Below are 16,270 nucleotides of genomic sequence, written 5' to 3'. Positions count from 1 at the left end.
TACAAATTTTTTTGACCACTGTCAAAATGACTCGCGAGTTTTTTAGACTTGGGTAGAAATTGTTAGTCGATTCAAACAAGGTGTAAGCCCTCGCAGCTTTGGACAGGACGATCGCAGTCGTATTCTTTTGGCTCCCAAGTCTCCGAAGCTAAACGGTTGTCTAAACGCCATAACTTATTTTGCCAGGAATCGCTGCGGCTGCATCTCACAGAGTTCATCGTATTTATTTCTATATTCATTTAAAATTTTTCCAAGACAAATAATTAAAAATGATATCATTGAGAAACTATTTGGAGATAAAAAATGAAAATTCTGCTCTGGATTACAACCCTTGCTCTCAACCCAAGCGTTCTGATCGCCGCATACAACTACGGTTTGCACCCTTATTGCCTATACGATGCGCTCGCGCCAACTCCTGGCCTTAAATGCGTCAAGGTACCCAGCAGTGCAGAAGATCCGGTTGATCTGTGTTTAGCAGATGCCGGGAATACACAGCGATGCGTCCGGCTACACAGCACAAACGACTATGAGCAAGTCTACGCCACGGTTCTCAATTTGGACGGCAACCAGGAATATGGTTATACTCGTTTCGGCAATCAGCCGGTGTGGAATTATCAATTTCAGCTGGGAGTTAGCCCCATCGTTTTTAACAACCAAGAGCATAGACACCAAACAACCGGTTTGCTGGTTAGCTCCACCGGCAATGGCATTTGTGGATATCAGAATTTAGACCAGGCCACCGAACTAGACGATGGGGTTTACGATGCCAACACGCTTCCGGCCGAGGACTGTGACGCAGGCAGCACTGGCGCTGCTTTTCGTTGGGCTACCGGTTCTTTACAAGGCTCTGACCCTTACATTGCTCTCACGCCAATCGTTGAACGCTTTGATTTAGGAGCGAATCGATACACCCACTGCGGCAGTTCGGGTTTAATCAATTTTGGATCCATCTGCGTCAACCAAAGCACCTGCAATAAACCCGACATTTACAACCAAGCTCCCGATTCCTGGTGTCAGTTCGTTGATCCTTGTGTAAATCCTGAAACGGGCGAGCGAGCAGCAGACAATGGGCTGTTATTCGATTGCGTGCTTGGAGCCATGGTGATGGAGGGCAAAGCCAACACACCCTGCACCGTCAGTAACCATAATAGCTGCTTAGGGAGTTCGTGCGATCTGAATACTCTGACTTGCCGATAAAGTCCCGCCTATTCGACCGCAATTAAGACAGCGCCTTCGCCTCCCAATCGAGGTGGCGCTTCTTGAACTTCTTTCACGGAAGACAGGCCACCTAAGAGCATGCGAATCTCATCGCGTAAAATACCGCTGCCTTTACCGTGTATAACCAAAATACGTCGGAGTTTTTTGGCCTGACAAGCTCCGATAAAAGCTCGAATCCGGTACGACGCTTGCTCCACCGTCATGCCATGCAGATCAATGCGGGCTTCGTAGGGAAGCGGTTTCTTGCGACGCAAGGCTTTCCGCACAGGGGCCAGCTCGGGTTCTGGCTTTGGCGACACTCGCTCAAGATTCCGAACCCATTCCAAAAACAGTTCTCGCTCTTCTACAGCAACCATTTGAACTGGGCGCCATAAGACAGCGCAAACCCAAAAACAAGGCCGACACCAAACTTCCAGGGCATATCCATGCGCTCACCAATATTTAGATTGCTCATCGCCGAAACACTGAAGCCGTGCACAATCGGCACACTGATGCTGGCATCGGTCAACCAAATCATACTCATCCTTCCCGGAGCCGGGTCACTCACCATCGAAAACAACTTTCGAAAACTGGAGTCAACTTTGAAGCCAAAATAGCGCCAATTATAACGGTACCCTCCCCCAAGCTCAAAACCCAATCCAAAGGACTGAGCAGGCCTATCCCGGCTAAAATCATAAGCCAGAAGCGCTCCAGCTCGGAACAGTTCGAAGCTCATTGCAGGCCTTCGAGAAAGCCCCAAAAAAAGTCGCATATCGTGAACTCGGCGAGGCCAATATTGGGGATCGATTTTCGTCAAGAGCGCATTCGGCCACAACTGGGTTTCGTAGGCAAGCTTGAACAGAGGCGATACGTAAACAGGCACCGGGACTCGAACTTCGGCTTCGAGTTTGACCGAATCTTTCCCCGGTCTGGCCCCTTGTACTTCTTTCATTGTTTTCGCATTCGGTTTGTCTGCGTTGGATTGGTAAAACTTGACGCTTCCCGTGAGACTCGCTTCCACTTTGGGACTTAAGTAAGAAAGCCCGCTCTTGACGTTGAACAGATAATTCAAATAATTTGAATCCCAAAACCTGTTTTCATCAAAGGCTATTTGACTATTGGCCTTCCCCTCTTCTTGCCAATGAAGCAGAGTCGTGTTCACGCTATTAAGTTTCAAACCCAGATCCAAATCGCTGATTTCAAACAACAAGACCGAGCGTTCCGGGCGTTTTTCGGTCCAAGCAAAATCTAGAATACCAACCCGTACCAGCTCTCGCATGCTGGGTGCCGCTTCTAGCAGGCGAGTCCGTTCATCGATCGACTGAGTTTCGCGACTTTCTCTCTTTCGGATCTGAAAGAAAATTTTATGCGCTTCGCGATTGCTTTCTTGCATCGCCACTTGCAAAGATTGAGATGGATTGCTGGTACTTGCAAAGAGATTCTCGCGAGCGACAAAATGGCTGATCGCAGCAAGGACGCGCTCGCTGACCACCAGTTGATAGACTTCGGTGGAAGACACCGGCCTTTTCAGGGTGTTCACCACAAGCACATTCAACTCAAACTGATCTTTCTTGATCGCCGTCAGAATTTTCTTCAGGAAGTATCCGCCCAATTTAATCTTGATGCTTCGACCATGGGGAGCAATCAGCTTCTCAGCCAGCGGCATTGGCAAGGCTGCATCGATGGCTGTGGGTGCAGCTCGTTTCTCGACGATCACCAATTCCGAATCTGGATAAGCATTCAGCAGCACATTTCCGAGCAGATTCTCAAAATCTTTTTGTTTCCAGTTTTTCTTAGCCAAAACTGGCTGATCAAAGCTCTTTCGGCTCGCAACTCCATCCACGATTGGATGACGCTTCACCAACACGCGACGGATTTGACCCGGCTTGCTCAGCCAAACGGAGACTTCCGTCACATCCGAAGAAGCCACGCGAACCAAAGGTGCTACACTGCGCATTCCAAGCTGTTCATTGCCGCGGAGATGGATATCATCTTCGGTTGGAAGGACTCCTCCTCGAACGTTTGCCAGAGACAGCACCAAATCAAGCGCAGGGTATTCAATCGCTTGGGCCGCAGAGAGGCTATTCTCACTCAGGCCAACGACTAAATCTGGATCGGTCAATTTGACACGCGCAATCGATTCCGCAATGGAAATGGAACGCCAATCCTTTTTTAAAAATCCAGCAGCCACGTCCGACAAATGACCCAAGGCCAAGAATCGAATATCTTGATCCCCAATTCGAACTTTTCGATCGCCCGAAGGAGCTCCTGTCCCCGTAAAAGCGCCAATGTAGGCAGACTTCTCAGGCAAGCCCATCAGCACGTTTAGATCATAACGCCCCAAAGCCAACGCAGCCGGATCTCGCGCCATGATCAAACGGCTCATTTCGATGGCGGAATCCAGTGTTTCATGCTCGCTATTCGTCAGAGCATTTCCCAAATCCACATAACGAGTCGGAATGCCGTTCCCATTCTTCAAAAATCGATCCACAAATTCAAAGGTTCGCTGGGTAGATTGAAAACTTCTGGGAAAGAAATAATAGCTTCTGCCTGCTTTCTTTTGAACCGCCAGCACTCCATCCACGCGCGAGAACTCTTTCACTCTAGATGGCCATTGAACACCCGATTGATTCAACGATAAATCGACAGCGAATACCACTTGGCCCAAGATCGGAACAGGTTGTACCTGAAAGCGTGTCTGAGTGGCTCCAAGCTCACGGCTGAAAGCATCCGAATCGGCAGAGCTTAAACCTCCATCCGTTAACGCCACACCATAAAGTTGCGCAGCGATCAAACCTTGAATCGATCGGGTTGCAGAGGGTCTAGCGGCAACCAAAAGCTTCTCCAAATCAATCGAATGCTCAGAAAAAAAAACCGTATCGCCAAAGGAATAAGCTTGAACCGTTGCATCTTGAATCGTTAACGCAGCTTCTGGTCCAAGCCGAAACAAAGGCGAACTCCAGAAACCTTCTCGACCACTCTGAAGGCCTAAAAGACCTCCCGTCACGATCAATTTGAAATCTGGACGCTCCGTTGCAGAAAGAGGTTGCAACGCTAATATTTGGCAACTTAAAAATACAACACTAAGAAAGACTGACTTTTTCACCGGGTTCCTTACCTAACGCGCGTTTTCGACTGAGGCGGATTTTGCCTTCTCGGTCGATGCTCAAGACGACGATGTTGACTTCGTCTCCTTCTTGTAAAACATCGCTAATTTGGTTCACTCGGTTTTCAGCCAATTCAGACACATGGCAGAGTCCTTCCGTTCCGGGAAAGAGCTCAACAAAGGCTCCAAAATCGACAATGCGTTTAACAAGACCTCGGTATACAACGCCTATCTCAGCTTCTTTCGTTAAATCCTCAATGATACGAATCGCTTTTCGAAGACTTTCGGAGCCCACCGCTGCAATTTTTACAATACCGTCGTCGGTAATCTCAATTTTAGCACCCGAACGAGCAACAATGTCACGAATCACTCGACCACCGGGTCCAATCACATCTCGAATCTTATCAGGGTGTACACGAAGCGTCGTAATACGCGGTGCGTACACAGAGAGTTCTGCTCGCGATTGGGAAAGGCCCTTCTTCATCTCGGCAAGGATATGCAATCGACCTTGACGCGCTTGCTCCAAGGCTTGAGTTAAGACCTCTTTGGAAAGACCATCAATCTTAATGTCCATCTGAATGGCCGTCACCCCATGCTCGGTCCCGCAGATTTTAAAATCCATATCTCCCAGATGATCTTCATCGCCTAAGATATCACTTAAAACAGCGACTCGATCACCTTCTTGAATCAAGCCCATCGCAATACCAGCCACAGGAGCTTTCAGCTTAATTCCAGCATCCCACATCGAAAGAGTGGCTCCGCAAACCGAGGCCATCGATGAAGACCCATTCGACTCTGTAATCTCTGAAACGATTCGAATCGTGTAAGGAAAATCATCGCCCTGCTCAACCATTTTCTCAACGGCTCGCTCAGCCAAAGCACCATGCCCAATCTCGCGACGAGAGGTTCCTCGCAAGGGCCTTGCTTCCCCCACCGAAAAGGGCGGGAAATTATAGTGAAGCATAAACTTCTTAGAAGCTTCCCCTAAAAGGGTATCTGTTTTTTGCTCGTCATCCTGTGTGCCAAGAGTCGCCGTGACAACCGCTTGCGTTTCCCCTCGCGTGAACAAGGCAGACCCGTGTGCACGAGGCAAAATACCGACTTCCGCGCAGATAGGCCTAATTTGATCAAATCGACGGCCATCGATTCGCGTCTGGGTGTCTAGGACGCTAAAGCGCATCAAACGCGCTTTGAGTTCTGAGAAATAACGGGCTACTGTGCTGGATTCTTCTTCTGAGAAAGCCGCCAAAACAGTTGCTTTGATTTCATCCATCCTGCCGTAACGATTTTGCTTTTCATGAATCTGAAGCGCCTGAGCAAGCCCTTCGTGCGAAGCCAGCGCTTCGACACGCGCAAAGAGCTCCTCTTTCCTTTGCGGAGCCTCAAGATTAAGTTTCGGCACACCCATTTCAGAGCGCATCTCTTGACAAGCGCTGATCACTTTCATGCCTTCGGATTGAGCAAAAAACAAAGCATCAATTAAATCCAACTCTGAAACCTGGTGAGCGCCTCCTTCGACCATCACAATGGCATCTTGCGAAGAAGCAACCATCATGTCGATATCGCTTTGAGCCATTTGCGCAACCGTTGGATTCGCAACCAGTTTCCCAGCAATTCGGCCAACCCGCACTCCAGCAATCGGACCCGAAGAAAGGGCAAAGGGCAAGTTGCTCACATGCAAAGCCATCGAAGCTCCACACAGAGCCATGACATCGGTACTGTGTTGCCCATCGTGGGACATCACCGTAGCGATGATTTGCACATCGTTGCGAAACCCTTCGGGGAACAAAGGCCGAAGGGAACGGTCGATGATGCGTGCATTCAAAATCTCAGCATCGCGCGGTTTGGTTTCGCGCTTAAAAAAACCTCCCGGTATTCGACCTGCCGCGTAGGCTTTCTCAATGTACTCGCAAGTCAGCGGAAAGAAATCGATTCCTTCGCGAGGCTGATCGCTCGCACAAGCCGTCACCAAAACCACGGATTCGCCCCAACGGACCCATACGGCTCCTGAGGCTTGTTTAGCCACTTTGCCCATTTCAAAAACCATGGGAACGTCGCCAATTTGAACACTAACCTGAAAATGTTTTTTGCTGTTGTGATCCATAAATACTTATTTTTACTTACGCAGTCCAAGAGCGGCAATGAGCTTCTTGTAGCGACCATGATCGAGTTTGTTCAAGTATTTCACCAAGCTGCGACGCTGAGAAACCATTTTAAGCAATCCGCGTCTGGAGTGGTGATCGTGAGAATGTATTTTAAAGTGTTCGGTTAAATGATTAATCCGATCGGTCAGCAGAGCAGCCTGGACTTCTGGTGAGCCTGTATCACTGGGATGCTGAGCAAATTGCGAAACGATTTCTTGTTTTGGACGAAGAGCCATATTATTTTCACCTTTTGTGAGGACACCCGAAACGCAGCCTCATTGCCGCTTTGCCTGGGTCTTTTGCGTGGAGCACTCTTTCAGTGCGAAGGCACATTGTCAATAAGGGTATGGGCCCAATCAGAGCCAATCCAACCAACACTCGGTGTTGACGCATCGAATCCCAAGCCCTATTGAGGCCCCCATGAGCTTACAACAGAAAATCCCTTTTTGGACTGCCGTCTTGATGAGCATCAATATCATCGTAGGAGGTGGGATCTTCGCCGGTCCACAAAGCATGGCAGCGCTTGCGGGAAGCCTCAGTTTTGCTTCTTGGCTACTCGCAGCTGTTTTGATGTTCCCCATTGTCTGGGCAGTTGCTCGTGCGCCAGTCCTCTTTCCAGGCGAGGGCGGCTTTTATCACTATTGCGCTCAGGGAATCAGTCCTGTTTTCGGATTTGTGGCACAATGGATGTTTTTGCTGGGCTACATGATGGGAACGGCTTCTGCCATGACCGTGCTCCTGCAAACGGGGCTTGCTCAACAATTGGGCTTCTCTTTTGCCTCCGAACATCCTTCGATGACCCACGCCATGATTCTGACTCTGTTTTCATTGCTCAACCTCATGCCCTTAGGGCTGGTTAGCCGCATTCAAGCGGGTGCCACTTTGCTCAAATTGATTCCTTTGCTGATTGTAGTGGCTCTCACTGCTTTTTTCTACAAGTCGGACTTAAGCTATCCCTTGAGCTTAACGGCTTCTCTTCCGGCAACGATTCCAACCGTCATCTTCGGCTATTTGGGGTTCGAGGCTTGCTGCTCATTGACTCATTTACTGAAAGATGGGCCTGAATCGGTTGGTAAAGTTGTTCTGACCGCTTTTTTCATCACTGCACTCCTGTACACCGTGTTTAACTTTGGCCTGCTCCAGATCATGGGAGTTGATTCGCTCGCCGCGGAGGGCGCCATGGCTTTTCCAAGCTACCTCGGCGGGTCTCAGGAGCTTACTTTCGCCTTAGGAGTTGGCATCAGCTCAGCCATACTCCTGAGTTTCTCCAACAGTTTGTTCGGAGTCTCCCTAGGCAATATCACCAATATCGCACGAATCTCCGGAATGAGCCAACCCATGGCGATGCTGTTACACGGTTTCATTGTTTGGTGTCTGCTTTGTTTTACCTCTGAATTACGCACCATTTTTGCTTTTACGGTTCTGGGAGTCGGTTCGGCCTACACACTCACCGTAGTGGCGGTTTGGCGCGAAAATTGGAAACTCAAACATCATTTTCAAGTCGCTTTGATGACTTTGGGATTTGGATCCTGTGCGATTCTGTTTGCTTGCTGTTGGCTCGATTTAGGCACAAGCCATGGGGAACGTTTTTTAGCGATTGCTCCGATGTTTACAGGGCTTGCCATCGGCGGAATCTTGTATCGCGCCAAAATCCTAACCCTGCGCTAACGGTAAAGCCTTTCAATATGCGTTCGAAATTTTTGAACGCAGTACCCCCGCTTGACTTTAAGTGTCGGTGTTAGTTCTTCTCCAACTAAAAAGTCTTGCGGCAATATTTGAAACTTTTTGATTTGCTCGAAGGAAGATAAACCTTGGTTGACCCGCTTGATCGCTTGCTCGATTCGCCTCAGCACTTCCGGATGTCCGATCAGCTCTTCGAAGTTCCCAGAGAATCCCTTGCGCTTCGCAAACCCTTCAACGACTTGAGCATCCAAGGTCAATAAACCGATCAAATAAGGTTTTTGATCCCCAAACACCAAAACTTGAGAGATCAAGCTTGTGGCTGCTTTCAGTGCATTTTCAAGCTTTTGAGGCGCAATCTTTTTACCACCCGCTGTGATAATGATGTCTTTCTTGCGACCCGTGATCCGCAAAAACCCTTCTGGGTCAATCACACCCATATCACCGGTTTTAAACCAGCCATCTTTGAAAGCCTCCGCAGTCTGCTGGGGTAAATTCCAATATTGCTGGAACACTCCAGGTCCACGAACCTCGACCTCTCCGTCTTCTGCAATGCGAAGCTCTGTTCTAGGCAAAGGTTGACCGACTGTTCCCATGCGATTTTGCTGCGGCCGATTGACACACGTTGCAGCCGCTGTTTCGGTCAAGCCCCAACCCTCTAAAATTTGAACGCCTGCGTCCTTAAAAAAAGCTCCTATCTCTGGGTTCAATGGCGCTCCGCCCGAAATAAAAAATCGCAGCCGCTTCCCAAACATCTCCTGAAAGCCCTGTTCAATCTTGGAAAAGACAAGGTAACGGGCAAGCAACCAGGCTAAACCCTGTGGTTTTTTCTGTTTCTCGAAGGCCCAATTCGCAATTTGACGCTTTAAATAACGCCCCGAACGTGCTTTCACCAGGACTCGAGCGTAGACTTTCTCATAGACTCGTGGAACAGCCGCCATGAAGGTGGGCTGAATCTCTTTCATGTTGCTGACAACGGCTTCCACGCTTTCGGCAAAACACAAAACATGCGCGGTCTTGAGCCAAGCGATTTCCATCACTCTCGCAAAGACATGCGCCAAAGGAAGGAAAATCAACTGAACATCCGAAGAAGAAAGGAGTTCAATCTCTTCGATCGCTTCTGCCTCATACAGAAGGTTGCTGTGTGTCAAACAAGCGCCTTTGGGATTGCCAGTGGTACCTGAAGTGTAGATAATGGTTGCCCAATCGCTTTCTTTCGTTGCCGCAACTCGCTTTCGGATTTCTTTTTCTTGAGTGATGGTTGGATTCAAGTCATCGATTCGAATTTGTTGGAGATGGGGAAGCTTGGCAGCTTGAAGACTGTTTTCCACAATGGCCAATCGAGCATCGCAATCCTGAGCAATATAAGCCACATCGGATGCGATGTTGGAATGATAGATGGGAACCGTACATCCCCCAGCAGCCAAAATCCCCAAGTCAGCAATCGCCCACTCAAAGCGGGTCTGAGATAAGATCACGACTCGATCACCACTTTGGATCCCTCGTTCAATTAATTGAGAAGCAACCGCGCAGGCCCGATCGCGCACTTCACGCCAATTAAGCTCCTTCCAAACGTCCTTCTCTTTGTACTTCAAGGCTGTTCGATTGGGAAAATGAGTTGCAGCCTCGTCCAATAATCCAAAGACCGATCGTGCCATCCAAACTGCATAGCACTGGTACCTATGGGACTCAAGTCTCGAACAACAATATTTGGGACCATAGACTCCTTGTTCACGGGAGGATCCCACTTGCTAGTTACCTATAACCGTGCTCTAAGTCGCGTTTATGCGCGAATATGAAAGCATCTACGTATTGAACCCTGAAGTCACAGACCTTGGGGTCAAAGAATTCATGATCAAGATGAAAGACTTGGTCACACGAGAAGGCGGCAAAAATATTAAAGCAGATTGCTGGGGACGCCGCAAACTTGCCTGGGAACGCGGTAACCATCAGCGTGGGGTTTATGTGCACCATCGCTATCTGGGCAATCCAGGCCTTGTGGCGGAATACGAACGTAGCCTTGCTATCGATGAATCGATTATTTTGCGACAAAGCGTCTTGCTGGCCAAAGATGTCGACCCAGCCAGCCGAGAAGAACAAGCCGATCAATTTGAAGTCGTCGTTGTTCGAGAACGCAAAGAACCTCAAAAGTTTGCCTCCGATTTTGATCGTTTTGATGAAGGCGTGATGGACGGCAATTTCGACGAGATGCAGGAGTATTAATCATGGCTGCCAACGTAAATGTTATTTTAGCTCGAGATGTTTTGAACCTGGGACGTTTAGGAGACGTTGTTAAGGTTCGTCCAGGCTACGCACGAAATTTTTTATTCCCCCAATCTCTGGCTCTTCCGGTTTCAGAAAAGCGCGTCAGGCAGTTCGACCACCAGAAGCGCTTGATTGAGCATCAACGTCAAAAACGTAAAGCACATTCACAAGACCTCGCTCAAAAACTCAATCAAACTCAGTTGACGATTTCTGTCAAGGTTGGCGAACAGGGCAAGTTGTTCGGTTCCATTGGAACTCGAGATATTGAGAAAGCGCTTGCCTCTCAAAATCACAACATCTCGCATCGAGATATCAAGCTTGAACAACCGATCAAGTCTGTTGGACTTCATTCCATCGAACTTCGTCTCGAAGGAGATGTGAAAGCCCTGATCAACCTTGTGGTTGTACCCGAAGCAGAAGCCACAGCCTAGTTTTTTCGATCTCTCCCACAGCCTCCAGAGTCTTTTATCCGACTTTGGAGGCTTTTTTAATAAAAAAAACCAACAAAACCTTCTGCTTAGCAAGGTTATTGTTGGTTTTGTTTTTGGCTTAGATCTTAGTTTTCGGTTTGAATTTCAAAAACTTGTCGGCCTGCGTACTGACCGCATTTGTTGCAAATGTGATGCGCTAGTTTGGGCTCACCGCAATGAGAGCAGACGCTATGGCCTTTGGCTGTATAGCGCATGTTTGCCGCGCGTTGGATGCGGCTGCGGGTTCTGGATTTACGACCATAAGGGACTGCCATGGAAAAAACTCCTTAAAAAGACTGGACTCACTTATCGAGCTTTTCGATCAATGTCAAATCGATCGCGATTTCTTGCACAACAATGTCTTCTAAAGGCTTGTCATGGCGATCGCGTTTCACTCGAGCGATTTGAGAAACCAACTCGAGATTTTCAATGACTCGCCCAAACACAGCATGACGGTTATCCAAATAGGGCGTGGCGGCTTCTGTGATGAAGAATTGCGAACCGTTGGTATTGGGACCTGCATTCGCCATGGACAGTATTCCAGCGCTATCGTGTCGAAGTTCGGGGTGAAACTCATCGGCGAAACGATAACCTGGACCTCCTCGGCCAGAGCCTTCTGGGCAACCGCCCTGAATCATAAAATCGGGAATCACTCGATGGAAGATTGTCCCGTTGTAAAAACCTTCTTCCGCTAGCTTCACAAAGTTCTCAACCGTCTTCGGAGCTTTATCTGCAAACAACTCTAGAACGAGTTCTCCCAAATTGGTCTTGATACGCGCTTTCTTATTCTTGGATGTCATTGGACCGTTTATAGAATATTTAAGGGATCTGGCAATATGATCTTCTTGTGCTATCCGTGCTTGCAGGCTATATCGAGCGCAATCACTATCGAATCGCTGGATAACTGTATGACAAAGCTACTGTGTTCACTCATTTTCGCGTTTTTTGGACTCACCACATTGGCCGAAGCGCCGGTTACTGGCAGCGGCGACTTTATCGCCCTGCACTCCGGAAGTGTCGCTCCAATCGATAAAACCCTATTCATCGAAGATTTGATCAAGTCAAACCAACTGGTGACTCTGATCACACGTCCTCGAAGATGGGGAAAAACAACCAACCTGAGCATGCTGAAGTATTTCTTTGAAATCGGTGTGGATCGAAATGGAAATGCCTTATCCACCAATCTTTACAGGCAACTGTTTAGTGAACTCACCATTGGCTCACGGATGGTCCCAGGCACGAAGCTGACATTTGTCGATAAGTATCAAGGAAAATACCCGGTTATCTTCATGACACTCAAAGATATCCGCGGAGAAGATTTCTTTCAAATGAAGTACAAGCTGATTCGAACCTTGTATCACGAATACGCTAGGCACTCTTACTTAATGGAAAGTCCGGCTCTTAACAATCACGGGCTGCGAGCAGAACAGTATGCCGCTTTGCTCAAAACATTCAGCCAGTGCGCGACCGGGGTTTACGACCAAAATATCATTCGCTCCATCGACGCATCGGACTCTCTGCTGGTTCTGAGCCAGTTTCTTCATGCTCACACGGGAAAGAAGGTCATCATTTTGGTGGATGAGTACGATACGCCGATCAACCATGCGTTCCACAAGCACTACGCGGAAGAAGCCCTGGAGTTCATGAGAGATATTCTAGGCCCAGCGCTAAAAGATAACCCTCACCTGGAGCAAGGGGTTTTCACAGGCATTCTCCGTTTTGCCAAAGCAAATCTTTTCTCGGGTATCAACAACTTCGTCGAAGCCAATCTTATTAATGGACGCTATGCCACTCATTACGGATTTACAGAACCGGAAACGCAGAAGCTGCTCAAACAAGCTGGTTTAGAGAATCGTTTGGACGAAGTCAGAGAGTGGTACAATGGCTATCAAATCAATCGTGTAAAACTTTACAACCCTTGGTCGATTGCCAACTTTTTGGCCGAGGGCAGGCTAGAGCCTTACTGGGTAGACACCGGAAGTACCGATATGATTGATCGAGCTATTTTGAGCGAATCCATTCAAAATGAACTGGAAACACTTCGAGCCGGCAACGCGGTCTTTAAGCCAATTCGAACAAATTTACTCTTAGCGGATATCGAACAATCGGACGAAGCACTCTGGTCATTGCTATTTTACACAGGGTATCTGACCTTCGAAACCTCATCCGAGATTCCAGATCCTTCCGAAACCCAATTACCGGCACTGAAAATTCCAAACCGGGAAGTGCATACGGCCTTCACAAACTTTTTCAGACGCTGGCTGGAATCCAAAAATCTCGGCAGCGAACGCATCATCCGAGAAATTGAGCTCGTTTTTTCCTTGATCGCTGAAGAGAAAGTGGATGAATTACAATCGCTTCTATTGAAAATAGACGCTCCCAAATTTGACGGCCGTTGGAACTTTAACTGGCTCCATATTGCTAGCCTTGCCAAAAACAAAGCCGTCTACGATCTGGTAGCCAAACGTTTCCCTGAGCAAGAAGCTCTCCTTGCACGGGAAAACCTTGGAAGAGATGACTTTGAATTCTTAGGCGGCCAGGGTCGTTCCGGGAACAGCAAAAGATTGCGAATTGATTCGATGCAGCCCTCTTGTTTCTCGATTCCGTCGATGGACACCGTGAATGTAGCGGGCAAGACGGTCATCGCAGCCGCTGCAGTGGCTGTATTCGAAGGAATCCTTCAATGGAATAAGGAAAAGTTAAGCCCATTTATGCTGGCCTACTCGAAGTTAATCGCTACGGTGGCTGGGCTGACAGGCGGGATCATCATTCACTGTGTCACCCAGACCGATAGTGTTGATATTTCGAAGCCAGAAAAGTTTTCGAATCTGATTCAGTTTGAAAAGTATTTGCGTTACAATCCCGAATCTTATGTCACACTCAATGCCTGCCAGAATCATCCATTAATCTCTCAAATTCATTTTAAGCCATTGGATATGCCATACATTTCTATGAGGGCAATTTCTTTTTCATTGTGCGGCTCTGAAAGCAGGAAAAATGCCGATCTGTGACCCTCTGCGGCGATCCTTTTTTGTTGCACCTGATTCTTGCGCATGATACATTCGGGTTCGAAATCTTGGAATGAGATCTATTTTTTGGAATGGTTTTTACAAATGTATGCACCTAGCTTTTCGACGATAGCGTTTTGGTTTGCACTCGCACCGTCTGCGATTGCAAGCACGGGTTTTGTTAAACCTGTGTGGGGAAAGAGCCGTTTTGAATCCCTGATTCGGGAAGGCGCTTTTTCCGATCGTTCGGGACTCGTTTCAACCATCGATAAAAGCCGAAGCGCGTTTATGCTCATCTCCTGCCCTTCTCAATCGGGCAAAACCGCGATGTTGAGCATGCTCAAAGCCTATTACGATCCTGAAAACTCTCGAGATAAAAAGGTTCTGTTTGCTTCTTTGAATGTAGGGGCGGAGCAGCATGACCCGGGACGAGAGTTTGGCAAGCATCCCGTCATTGATCTATCGTTCAGGAATATCGATCGCGCTTCTTTTGCAGGTTTTCAGCTTAGTTTTTCTGGCAAGATCCACGATTTGTTCAGGAACTTCAAGATGGCGCTGGACAGCAGCACTAAAATTCCGACAGAAGATCGCAAAAAATATCAAGAGATTGCTCAAAATTTGGTCAACCGCTCTGCCGAACAAGCCGGCATGGACTTCGTGTTTTTAACGGGGCTGCTCGAAAGGCACTACGGACAAGTAGCGAATTCACGTGAAGTAATCGTTTTGTTGGATGATTACGACAATCCTGCTTCCGACGCATCGGATGATTTCGTTGGAACCGATGTCGCTGCTTTTCTCACCCGATTTTTTGAAGTCGCTTTGAAAGACAACCGTTCTGTCTACCGTGTTGTCTTTGCAGGGGGAGAGGATCGCTACAAAATGCTTAAACCCTTGGGAATCGTCTCTCGAATTTCCGTTGATTCTCCGCACAAGGCTTATTGCGGTCTGACGGAACAACAGGCCAAAGATATGGGCGCTGAGGAAGAGGAATTGAAAAAGATCCCCAAACTAAGCACGGAACCCGTTGTCTATCGCTTGAAAGAGACCATCGACATTCTCAGCCATACTTCTCGTGACTAGCTTACAAGGCTCCCATGAGAGTGAGAGCCGAAGCCTCTTGGATTTCCACATCCACCAAATGACCAATTAAAGAATCTGGTCCATCAAACAAAACAATCTGATCGCCTTCGGTTCGAGCCAGAAGCTTAGAACCGATTTTCGCAGGCCCTTCTACCAAGACCCGAACACGCTTTCCAATGACGCGTCGGTGATCTTCGAGTGCGACTTCCTTTTGCACGGCTAGCATTCGATTATTTCGTTCTTTTTTAATCAAAACCGGCACATCGTCCTTTTCTTGGCGATCAGCCACCGTCCCAGGTCTTGGCGAATATTTAAAGACGAAAATATTTTGATAACGGACTTGGCGAATCAAGCTCAAAGACGCTTCAAAATCTTCTTCTGTCTCACCGGGAAATCCAACGATCATATCTCCAACAATGCTGATATGAGGCATTCGAATCCGTGCACGCTCAATGAGATTCATGTATTGAGCCCGCGTATAGCCTCGATTCATACGCTTCAAAACGGAGTCACTGCCGGATTGCGCAGGAATATGAAGGTATTGGCAAATACGCTCCGACGAAGCCATGACATCCAATGCCTCGTCGGTAAAATCTCTGGGGTGGCTGGTTAAGAAACGAAGCCGCTTTAGGTTTGGGTTTTGATCGTGAATTTCTCGAAGCAGCTTTGCGAATTCCGGATAATGATTGATCGTTTGACCCAACAGCGTGATTTCAATCACACCAGCATCCACCAGATGCTTCGCTTCCACCAAAATGGACTCGAGGCTTCGATGCACTTCAGGACCTCGGGTACGAGGAACCACACAGAACGAACAAAATTTATTGCAACCCCGCGTAATGCGAATATAAGCCTGACTCTTTTCTGCTTTCAGCCCACTCAACCGAGCAGCATCCAAAGCTTCCAGACTGTCCATCGCTTCAAATTCGATGCTTTTGCCTTTTCGGGATCGAAAATTCGACAGCGCAATTTCGCGACCGATCTTTTCTGCTCGAACTTTCTCCAAAAGACCGGCCAGTTCACCCAATCGACTGGGGCCGACCATTAAATCGATATGAGGATTGCGTTCCAGAACATCGGTATGAGCCCGCTCCGCCATACAACCAAGAAGCCCAACGGTTAGATCTTCGCCGGCGTCCTTACGTTCTTTTAAGACCCCGAGTCGAGACAATACTTTTTGCTCGCTCAAATCCCGGACCGAGCAGGTATTGTAAAGAACCACGTTCGCCTGGCCCGAATCGGAAACAAACTCATGACCTCTGGATAAGAGCTGATTGCGGATCAGCTCGCTATCCAAGATGTTCATTTGACAGCCAAAGG

Annotated in this window: 14 protein-coding genes; 6 read left to right on the top strand and 8 right to left on the bottom strand. The window is 48.1% G+C overall.

What is annotated here, in order from left to right:
- Positions 1-303 precede the first annotated feature (303 nt).
- Entirely contained in the window at positions 304-1,197 is an 894-nt protein-coding gene (locus I8H75_01015; GenBank protein MBH2005921.1) for a hypothetical protein, read from the top strand.
- An 8-nt stretch (positions 1,198-1,205) separates the two neighbouring features.
- Here the strand turns inward: I8H75_01015 and I8H75_01010 are convergent, their stop codons facing one another.
- Genes I8H75_01010 through rpsO form a run of 4 tightly spaced genes read right to left on the bottom strand, consistent with a single transcriptional unit; the run spans position 1,206 to position 6,683 of the window.
- Positions 1,206-1,574: a Smr/MutS family protein gene (locus I8H75_01010; GenBank protein ID MBH2005920.1), complete on the bottom strand. Its 369-nt coding sequence runs from the start codon at positions 1,572-1,574 to the stop codon at positions 1,206-1,208.
- Complete coding sequence (locus I8H75_01005; protein ID MBH2005919.1) at positions 1,562-4,303, bottom strand: hypothetical protein; 2,742 nt, start codon at positions 4,301-4,303, stop codon at positions 1,562-1,564. Before I8H75_01005 ends, I8H75_01010 begins: the two co-directional genes overlap by 13 nt.
- Positions 4,281-6,407, bottom strand: a complete 2,127-nt coding sequence (locus I8H75_01000) for a polyribonucleotide nucleotidyltransferase (protein MBH2005918.1) — start codon at positions 6,405-6,407, stop codon at positions 4,281-4,283. The genes I8H75_01005 and I8H75_01000 overlap by 23 nt, the downstream gene beginning before the upstream one ends.
- Positions 6,408-6,419: 12 nt before the next feature.
- The gene (gene rpsO, locus I8H75_00995; protein ID MBH2005917.1) at positions 6,420-6,683 is read right to left on the bottom strand and encodes a 30S ribosomal protein S15; all 264 of its coding nucleotides are present in this window, start codon (positions 6,681-6,683) and stop codon (positions 6,420-6,422) included.
- 184 nt (positions 6,684-6,867) lie between these two features.
- On the opposite strand from rpsO, the gene I8H75_00990 reads away from it, so the two are divergent.
- Positions 6,868-8,115: an APC family permease gene (locus I8H75_00990; protein ID MBH2005916.1), complete on the top strand. Its 1,248-nt coding sequence runs from the start codon at positions 6,868-6,870 to the stop codon at positions 8,113-8,115.
- Here I8H75_00990 and I8H75_00985 read toward each other — a convergent pair.
- Entirely contained in the window at positions 8,112-9,785 is a 1,674-nt protein-coding gene (locus I8H75_00985) for a long-chain fatty acid--CoA ligase (GenBank protein MBH2005915.1), read from the bottom strand. The two genes, I8H75_00990 and I8H75_00985, sit on opposite strands and share 4 nt — an antisense overlap.
- Positions 9,786-9,912: 127 nt before the next feature.
- Between I8H75_00985 and rpsF the strand changes: the two genes are divergently transcribed.
- Both rpsF and I8H75_00975 read left to right on the top strand, forming a co-directional pair.
- The gene (gene rpsF, locus I8H75_00980; GenBank protein ID MBH2005914.1) at positions 9,913-10,350 is read left to right on the top strand and encodes a 30S ribosomal protein S6; all 438 of its coding nucleotides are present in this window, start codon (positions 9,913-9,915) and stop codon (positions 10,348-10,350) included.
- A gap of 2 nt (positions 10,351-10,352) precedes the next feature.
- On the top strand, positions 10,353-10,823 hold the full coding sequence (locus I8H75_00975; protein MBH2005913.1) for a 50S ribosomal protein L9: 471 nt from the start codon (positions 10,353-10,355) through the stop codon (positions 10,821-10,823).
- Positions 10,824-10,948: 125 nt separating this feature from the next.
- On the opposite strand, the gene rpmF is transcribed toward I8H75_00975, so the two are convergent.
- Both rpmF and I8H75_00965 read right to left on the bottom strand, forming a co-directional pair.
- The gene (gene rpmF, locus I8H75_00970) at positions 10,949-11,137 is read right to left on the bottom strand and encodes a 50S ribosomal protein L32 (GenBank protein MBH2005912.1); all 189 of its coding nucleotides are present in this window, start codon (positions 11,135-11,137) and stop codon (positions 10,949-10,951) included.
- 27 nt (positions 11,138-11,164) lie between these two features.
- Positions 11,165-11,662, bottom strand: a complete 498-nt coding sequence (locus I8H75_00965; protein MBH2005911.1) for a peptidylprolyl isomerase — start codon at positions 11,660-11,662, stop codon at positions 11,165-11,167.
- A 108-nt stretch (positions 11,663-11,770) separates the two neighbouring features.
- Between I8H75_00965 and I8H75_00960 the strand changes: the two genes are divergently transcribed.
- Positions 11,771-13,873, top strand: a complete 2,103-nt coding sequence (locus I8H75_00960) for an AAA family ATPase (GenBank protein ID MBH2005910.1) — start codon at positions 11,771-11,773, stop codon at positions 13,871-13,873.
- Positions 13,874-13,975: 102 nt separating this feature from the next.
- Positions 13,976-14,950 (top strand): AAA family ATPase, encoded by a 975-nt coding sequence (locus I8H75_00955; GenBank protein MBH2005909.1) that lies wholly within the window; start codon positions 13,976-13,978, stop codon positions 14,948-14,950.
- Between the two features lies 1 nt (position 14,951).
- Here the strand turns inward: I8H75_00955 and miaB are convergent, their stop codons facing one another.
- On the bottom strand, positions 14,952-16,256 hold the full coding sequence (miaB, locus tag I8H75_00950; protein MBH2005908.1) for a tRNA (N6-isopentenyl adenosine(37)-C2)-methylthiotransferase MiaB: 1,305 nt from the start codon (positions 16,254-16,256) through the stop codon (positions 14,952-14,954).
- Positions 16,257-16,270: the final 14 nt, after the last annotated feature.

Source organism: Myxococcaceae bacterium (assembly GCA_016000045.1).
In the GTDB taxonomy this organism is placed as follows: Bacteria; Myxococcota; UBA727; order UBA727; family JABDBI01; genus AER2-1.
This window is presented reverse-complemented; position numbering and strand designations above follow the sequence as displayed.